The following is an 8004-nucleotide window of genomic DNA, read 5'->3' as shown; positions in this document are numbered from 1 at the left end:
GTGGCCTCCACTGTTTCAGGAGACGAACGTCGCGCTGGCCCAGGGATCGCGCGACCGCATTCCCCTCCCACCAAACTCCCCACGGCCGTTCGTCGCGAACCCGCAGCCATTGTGGAGATATCGGGGGTGAGGATAGCGCGAAGTGGAGCGGGTGGGGAGAAGAGGGGTAAGGCCCATAGACCGGGGCCAAACGACACCCCTTCCCTCCTCCCCCATGAAGGGGGAGGTGTCTCTCCACTCTGGGGGGCTGCCGAGTTCAATCTACCCAGGCTCAGGGCTCGGTCTTGCCCTACCCACCGGCAGACACCTCCCCCTTGATGGGGAGGTTGGGAGGGGTGATGGGAGCCACGATTTCGGCATGACGATCAGCCCATGGGCTAACCCTTCCACCCGTCTTCCGGGTGCTCGGCCTCGTATCTGGCGAGCGACGTTGGCCGCAAAGAGCTTCTTGACGATAGGGCGGACGCGCTCAGGGCCATCTGTGCCTGCTAACGCGTCATACTGCGCGATGGACAGGATAACCGCGACGTCCTTGCCGTTGTCCTGAATATGCAGGCGCTTCCTGAACGCGTTCAAGCACAATGTCGAATTCAGCGGCGGCGTCTTTGACGTCGATTGTCTTCATCACGGCTCCTGCAGTTCAGGATGCCGCGCATTCATCCATAAAAAAAGGCCCGCATTGCTGCGGGCCTCAGACTGCTTGGAGGAGCAGTAACTTATTCGGCGGCTTCGGGGCGGCTGACGACGGTGACGCCGTTGCTTTCCTTTTCCACCAGCCCGGCATCCGAGCTGACGATGTAGCGCTTGGTGCCATCGGCATCGGCCGGGATTTCTACGGCCATGCCATCAAAGCCGGCGGGCACAGCCGCCGCAGTGCGGCGGCGGAACGGGCTGGTGACCCAGTTACCAACGCGGTTGGAGTGATGCGCGACCCACTTGATCTGGCGCCACATCACTGTGGGGGCGGTGACCATCACCGGCACCATGATCAGCGTCAGGGCAGTGGACACGAACAGGCCCGAGACCAGCGCCGCCGACAGGTGGATGAACCACGAACCCGCAATGCCACCCACCACAACTTCGCGGCGAATGAAGTCGAACTCGACGTTGAACGCCATCGGGATAACACCCAGTGCGGTCACCGTGGCGGTGAGCAGCACCGGCCGCACGCGTTGCGCGGCGGTGATCAGCATCGCCTTGACGGGCTCGACCTTCTCGTCGCGGTTGTAGTGATTGTAGGTGTCGATCAGCACGATGCCGTTCTTCACCACGATACCCGCCAGAGCCACGATGCCCAGGCCCGTCATGATCGCCGAGAAGCTCATGCCCGTAATGGTCATGCCCAACAGCACGCCCGCCAGCGACATGATCACCGTCGAGAGGGTGACCAGCACTTGGTAGAAGCTGTTGTACTCCAGCAGCAGGATCAGGAAGATCAGGAACATCGCCGCGCCGAACGCCGACACAATGAAGGCATTGGTGTCGTCAACCTGCTCGGCCGCACCGCCATAGACGATCTTGACCGCGGCGGGGAACTCCTGTGTTGCCTGCCACTTCTTGAGCTCGGCAACCTTGGCGTCCGAGGTCACTGCCTCGCCGGCCGCGTTGGTCGGGTTGAGATTGGCCATGACGTTCATCGCATAGACGCCGTTGCGCCGCTCGATATTGGCAACCTTGGGCACGGCCGTCCGCTTGATGAAGTTGCTGACCGGCACCAGGCCCTGGGCCGTGACGATCCGCATTGAATCGAGCGCGTCGAAGGTGCGCTCTCCTTCGGGCAGGCGGACACGGATATCAAGTTCGTCAGTGCCGTCATCGGGACGGTAGCTGCCGAGCTTGACGCCCGAGGTCACGAGCTGGACGTATGGCGACAGCTCGCGCACGCCGATGCCGTATTTGGCGGCTTCGACGCGATCGATCGTCACTTCCCAGTCGATGCCGGGGGAGGGGCGGCCATCTTCGATGTCGATGGTATCGCCCAGATCGTTCTGCACATAATCGCGGATCTTGGCGACGGCGGGGGCCAGGTCGTCATAGACCGTGCTCTCGACGCGCAGATTGATCGCCTTGCCGGCCGGAGGACCGTTTTCCTGCGCCGCGATCTGCACCTGCAAGCCCGAAATGTCGGCGACACGGGTGCGGATCTCCTGGAAGATCTGCTCGGCCTTGACGCGTTCGTTATAGGGCTGCAACTGCAGGTTGAACGAACCGATGGTGTCGGCAGGCGAAGCGCTGCCCAAACCGCCGCCGTTCTGGCCACCCGCGAAGGTCATGATGACGTCCTGGATGCCCTGAACCTGCAGCAACTGGTTTTCAACTTCGACCATGAAGTTACGGATCTCGATCGGCGAGTAATTGCCGCGCGCGATCACGTTCACCGTGCCGTATTCCGGCTCGGAGGCCGGGAAGGCCTCGGTGCCAGTTGGGTGGGAGATGTAGCTGTAGAACATCAGCACCACGAGGGCGAAGCCGACCGCCAAGGTGATCAGCGGCTGGTGCAGCAGGTGCTCCAGCGTGCGCACATAAATGCCGGTGACGCCCTTGACCTTCTTGGGGTCGAACTTGTCCGCGTACATGACGATGTCCGCAGCTTCCTTGTGATGCGGGTCGATCTTGGTCGAGGCAATGATCGCGCCGATGATCGGCATGAAGATCAGGGCCGAGACCAGGGAGGCGCACATCACCACGATGACGATGATCGGCAGGTAGCTCATGAACTTGCCGATAATGCCCGGCCAGAACAGCAGGGGCACGAAGGCGCCCAGCGTGGTGAAGGTGGCCGAAACCACCGGCACGAACATTTTCCGCGCGGCCATGATGAAGGCCTCCCGCTTGGGGACGCCCTCCATCAGCTTTCGCTCGGCATATTCCACCACCACAATCGGGTCGTCGACGAGCACCCCCACGGCCAGCACCAGTCCGAACATGATCATCATGTTGATGGTCATGCCAAGCATCTGCACCACGAGGAAGGCGATCATGAACGAGATCGGGATCGACATGCCGATCATGATGGCCGGGCGCAGGCCCAAGGTGGCGACGCAGGTGATCAGCACCAGCGCCACGGCGGTCAGAACGGCCGCTTCCAGCGAACGGAACAGGCCCTTGGTCGAGTCAGCCTGATCGACCAGGAAGCTGGTCTGGATGCTGGTCGGCCAATCCTTGGTGAACTCGGAGGTGACGCGGCGCACTTCGTCGGACACCGTGATGACGTTGGTGCCCAGCTTCTTGGCCACGCCCAGGGTGATGGCCGGCTGGCCGTTCACATGAGCGTACTGCGTCGCATCCTCGAACGTGCGGGTGATGGTCGCCACGTCGCCGAACGTGACGACGGTGTCGCCGCTTGTCTTAAGCGGCAGCGAATAAATGTCCGCGGCATTATTGATCAGGCCAGGAACCTCGACGTTGAACGAGCCCTGGCCGGTATCCAGCGTACCGCCGGGAACGACCATGTTGTTCTTGGCCAGCGCGTCGAACAGCTGCGCCGCCGTCAGGTCATAAGCTTCGAGCTTGTTCAGGTCGATGGTGACGGCCAGCATTTCATCGCGCGAACCCGAAATGGTCACGCTCTGCACGTCGGGCAGGGCCTCAAGCGCGTCCTGCAAGTCCTTGGAGCGGGTCACCAGCTGCCGCTCGGGCGCCGAGCCATAGACAGCCACCGAGATGACCGGCATGTCGGTGAACGAGATTTCGTTGACGGTCGGAACGGTGGCGTCGTCGGGCAGGTCGCCCACGATACCGTCCATGGCGGCCCGGATGTCGGTCAGTGCCTTGTCCTTGTTGGCATTGACGTTGAATTCCAGGAACACCGAAGCGTGGCCGGTGGTCGAGGTGGTGGAGTAGTTCTCCAGCCCGTCGATGTCCTTGACGCGATCTTCGATCGGCTTGGCCAGCAGGCGTTCCGCATCGCGCGGCGACACGCCGGTCTGGCTGACCGACACGTAGAAATAGGGGATATCGATTGCCGGGAAGCTTTCCTTGGGCAATGAGACATAGGCGGCCACACCGGCCCCGAGCAGCAAGACCATGACGGTCAAGACCACTCGCGGCATGCGCAGGATGCGTTCGAGGAAGTTCATCATGATGCTGTACCCTCAGCAGCGGCGACGTTGGTGGCAGTGACGGCCTGGCCGTCATTCACGAATTCCTGGCCGACAGTGATGATGTCGACCTTGGCAGGCAGGCCCAGCACCCACACACCCTGGCGGGTGTCACTGGCGATCTGCACCGCATAGAACTTGGCCTTGCTGTCCTCGACGGCCCGCACGCCCAGTTCACCAGCGTCATTCAGCGTCAGCACCGACTGCGGCACCAGATGGGCCGGCGCGGTGCCAAGATTGACGGTGGCGGTTGCCGTGAGGCCGTCGCGCAGGGCGCCGTCCTTGTTGGGGATCTCGATTTCGATCGGGAACGAACGGGTTGCCGGATCGGCGGTTTCGGAGATGAAGCTCACCTTGCCGTCGACGGTCTGGCCGGTCACCGTGGTGATCGAGGCGTCGAGGCCGGTCTTGGCCAGGCCAATGCGGCTCTCGGGAACCTGGGCGATGAACACCATTGGATCAAGCTGGACGATGCTGGCGCAGGGCGAACCCATGGCAAGCATCGAGCCGGCAGTGGCCAGCGGGTCCTGCACCACGCCGGCGACCTTGGCGACGATTTCGGTGCGATCGAGTTCGGCCTTGGCATTGTCCACTGCGGCTTGGGCCGCAGTGACGGAAGCCTTGGCGGAGGTCAGGGCGACTTCCAGCGGGCGGCTGGTATTGGCGGCTGCCAGGCCCTTCTTGCGCAGGTCGGCATTGGTGTCGAAATCAAGCTGTGCCTGAACCTGACCAGCATTGGCCTGGGCCAATCCGGCATCGGCCTGGGTCACCGCGGCCTGGCGCGTGCCCTGGTCGAGCGTGCACAGCAGGTCGCCAACGGCAACCTTCTGGCCCTTGGTGACGGCAACGGTATCGATGATCCCGGCGGTTTCGGCAACGGCGCTGACCGAGGACTTGGCCTGGGTGCGACCGCGCAGCGGCACCATGATCGGCATGGCCTGTGCGTTATAGGTGACGGTGCGAACCGACTGCGCCGGTACGGCGGCGCCGGTGGCTTCCTCATTGCGCTGGGCAATGGTCAGATGGGGATCGATATGGGTGGTGGCCTCCTCGCTCGGAGGGGGCGCCAGCACGCCGGCATCGGCCAATTGATTGTGGATCGGGCCGTCCGGCTCGCCTTCGAACACCGAAATGATCGGGGTTTCGCCCTTGCCGGGGCCGTTTCCGCCAACGACCAACGTGCCGGTGCCGAGCCAAAGGCCCGCAATAACCAGGAACACGAAAGCCAAGCCGTAAGATAAAAGTGCACGCATACCCAATTCGCCCCTTATTCAGCCGCGTCTTTTTTTGCCGGTTCGGCTCGCGCTAATGTGATCAAGTCAGTCATGTGGTTGCGCATATGACGTTCCGCAACCTCCATAATCGACAATCCGTAGTTGATTACCCACCTGTCCGAAGCGCTGACCGTCTCGTCGCTCAGCACATCGTTCAGTTTTTTCTTGGAATCGAGGGTCCGTTGCAGTTGTTCATGCAACCGATCTTCGACTAGTCCCGCCGGCAGAAGATGCGCGAAGCGCGCAAACAGCAGGAAGGGACTGCGGAACACTTCTTCGCCCAGAGGTTCGAACAGCGCCTGCGTAAATGCGGTGCGGCCGGCCTCGGTGATAGAATAGATCTTTTTCGACGGCTTGCCGTCCTGTTGCTCGACATGGCTGCTGACCAGGCCGTCATCCTCAAGCTTGGCCAGCGCCGGATAGATCGAGCCGAAACTGGCCTCGACGAAATACGAGCACTCGCCCTCGACGCATAACCGCCGGATTTCGTATCCCGTGGCGTCGCCATCATGTAGGATAGACAGGCAAACCGTTCTGACATTCATACAGCAGCACTCCGCCAGACATATGCCGGGCCGTTATATGCTCGTTCTGTATATGTTGGATACCCATCGCGCAAGCGTGTGAGCCATGCGTGTAAAGGACATCAGTTAAGCGAGTGTTGCAGAAACGCTGGCGTTTAACCCACCAAAGCCTGCATTTCCAACGCCGCCCGAGCGGCCAGATCACGGCTAGATGCAGCCACGAAATACGGGTTAAGAAAGCGCGTCATCGACTTGCCGTAAGTGAGCCGCTGACCGTCGAGCGTCAAAACGGCACCGCCCGCGGCTTCCAGAACGGCCTGTCCGGCCGCCGTATCCCACTCGCATGTGGGGGTAAACCGCGGATACAGTTGGGCATCGCCCCGGGCCAGCAGGCAAAATTTCAGCGAGGAGCCGACCGAAACGTCGCTGCCGATCTGCATCGTTTCGCACAGCGCCGCGAGCGCCGCATGACCATGCGAGCGGCTGGCCACGATGCGCAGCGGATCGGCGGAACGCGTCGAAATGGCGTGCTTCTCGACGGCTATGCCGGTCAGGGCGTTGCACTCATAGGCGCCGTGCCGATCACCCACAAAGGCCGCGCCGGTCGTTGGCGCCAGCACCACGCCGAGCACTGGCACGCCATGCTCGACCAGCGCGATATTGACGGTGAACTCGCCATTGCGCTTGATAAATTCCTTGGTGCCATCGAGCGGATCGACCACGAAATAGCGATCGCCCAGGATCGGGATATGCCCCGCGGCGGCGCTTTCCTCGGCCAGCACCGGAATGCCGGTGGCGTGCAGGTAATCGAGGATCACCGCTTCGGCAGCCGCATCGGCCTCGGTGACCGGGGAACCATCGGCCTTGTCGACTGCGGCGAATGGTCGCGCATAAACATCGGTAATGACCCGGGCCGCCGCGATTGAGGCGGCAAGGCACAGCTCGGTGAGATCTGAAGTGGTGGCGGCTTGGGCGGGGGCGGTCAAAGTGGTCATGGCTCAGCCCCCGATTGTCACATCGAGGCCCAGATCGAGCGGCTTGGCGCCCATGGTGATCTGGCTTGTGGAGATGAAATCGACGCCGGTCTCGGCAATCGAGCGCACTCGGTCGAGCTTGACGTTGCCGGAAGCCTCCAGCCGCGCGCGGCCGGCATTGAGGGCGACTGCGTCGGCCAATGCGGCATTGTCCATATTGTCGAGCAGCACGATGCGGGCGCCGGCAGCGAGCGCCTCGTCAAGTTCGGCCAGCGAGGTGACCTCAATCTCGATGGCCACGAGGTGGCCCGCAAACGCGGCAGCCGCCTGATAGGCGGCGGTAACGCTACCGGCGACGGCGATGTGGTTGTCCTTGATCAGGATAGCGTCCTCGAGCGAATACCGGTGATTGGAGCCGCCGCCACAACGCACGGCGTATTTCTGGAATGCCCGCATGCCGGGAATGGTTTTCCGCGTGTCGCAGATGCGGGCATTGGTGCCCTCGACGGCGTCCGCATAGGTCCGCGTCAGCGTGGCGATGCCGCTGAGATGATTGAGGAAATTCAGCGCCACGCGCTCGGCCGACATCACCAGGCGGGCAGGGCCTGCCACGGTGACGACGACGCCCCCGGCAGCGATCCGCGACCCATCGGTGATTTGCGGCGTGAAGCTGACGCCCGCGCCCACCAGCCGGAAGGCGGCGGCAGCGAGGTCGAGGCCCGCAATCACGCCGGGCTCACGGGCCGACAGTATTGCGGTGGCGGTGGCGCTTGGTGAGAGCGTCGCCTGGCTGGTCAGGTCGCCGGCCAGACCCAGATCCTCTTCCAGCGCCGCCATGACGGCGCGCTCCACCAGGAGGTGGGGAAGTTGGGCAGGAAAGCTGGTCGGGCGGGGCATGGCAATTCTCGGAAACACGCCGCTGATGTACGCGCGGCAAGGGGCGGTTGCAACTCCTTGGCGGGATTGAGGCTAATGGGAGAAGGCGCCGCGTGACGTCGACCGGGTGTCACCCCCTCCTACCTCCCCCATCAAGGGGGAGGTTTCTCTCCACTCTTGGAGTTCGATCCAGTTCAACCCACCGGCAGACACCTCCCCCTTGATGGGGGAGGATGGGAAGGGGTGTTCTTTGGGG

Annotated in this window: 6 protein-coding genes; all 6 read right to left on the bottom strand. The window is 62.7% G+C overall.

Features of this window, described 5'->3' with window-relative positions:
- Positions 1–496: 496 nt before the first annotated feature.
- A complete protein-coding gene (locus tag JWP26_RS09065; protein ID WP_299726066.1) occupies positions 497–625 on the bottom strand; it encodes a hypothetical protein in 129 nt (42 codons plus the stop codon).
- Positions 626–716: 91 nt separating this feature from the next.
- Positions 717–4082, bottom strand: a complete 3366-nt coding sequence (locus JWP26_RS09060) for an efflux RND transporter permease subunit (protein WP_299726063.1) — start codon at positions 4080–4082, stop codon at positions 717–719.
- Positions 4079–5353: an efflux RND transporter periplasmic adaptor subunit gene (locus JWP26_RS09055; RefSeq protein ID WP_299726060.1), complete on the bottom strand. Its 1275-nt coding sequence runs from the start codon at positions 5351–5353 to the stop codon at positions 4079–4081. The genes JWP26_RS09060 and JWP26_RS09055 overlap by 4 nt, the downstream gene beginning before the upstream one ends.
- A 14-nt stretch (positions 5354–5367) precedes the next feature.
- Positions 5368–5919, bottom strand: coding sequence for a PadR family transcriptional regulator (locus JWP26_RS09050; protein WP_299726058.1), 552 nt, complete (start codon positions 5917–5919; stop codon positions 5368–5370).
- 134 nt (positions 5920–6053) lie between these two features.
- A complete protein-coding gene (gene cysQ, locus JWP26_RS09045; protein WP_299726055.1) occupies positions 6054–6893 on the bottom strand; it encodes a 3'(2'),5'-bisphosphate nucleotidase CysQ in 840 nt (279 codons plus the stop codon).
- A gap of 3 nt (positions 6894–6896) precedes the next feature.
- Positions 6897–7769: a carboxylating nicotinate-nucleotide diphosphorylase gene (nadC, locus tag JWP26_RS09040; RefSeq protein ID WP_299726052.1), complete on the bottom strand. Its 873-nt coding sequence runs from the start codon at positions 7767–7769 to the stop codon at positions 6897–6899.
- Positions 7770–8004 lie beyond the last annotated feature (235 nt).

Origin of the sequence: Devosia sp. (assembly GCF_028290435.1) — a bacterium.
GTDB lineage: Bacteria > Pseudomonadota > Alphaproteobacteria > Rhizobiales > Devosiaceae > Devosia.
This window is presented reverse-complemented; position numbering and strand designations above follow the sequence as displayed.

Bases quoted from the DNA above. Each gene is read 5' to 3' on its own strand.
- JWP26_RS09055 (WP_299726060.1), bottom strand. From the start codon at position 5,353: ATGCGTGCACTTTTATCTTACGGCTTGGCTTTCGTGTTCCTGGTTATT.
- JWP26_RS09050 (WP_299726058.1), bottom strand. From the start codon at position 5,919: ATGAATGTCAGAACGGTTTGCCTGTCTATCCTACATGATGGCGACGCC.
- JWP26_RS09060 (WP_299726063.1), bottom strand. From the start codon at position 4,082: ATGATGAACTTCCTCGAACGCATCCTGCGCATGCCGCGAGTGGTCTTG.
- nadC (WP_299726052.1), bottom strand. From the start codon at position 7,769: ATGCCCCGCCCGACCAGCTTTCCTGCCCAACTTCCCCACCTCCTGGTG.
- cysQ (WP_299726055.1), bottom strand. From the start codon at position 6,893: ATGACCACTTTGACCGCCCCCGCCCAAGCCGCCACCACTTCAGATCTC.
- JWP26_RS09065 (WP_299726066.1), bottom strand. From the start codon at position 625: ATGAAGACAATCGACGTCAAAGACGCCGCCGCTGAATTCGACATTGTG.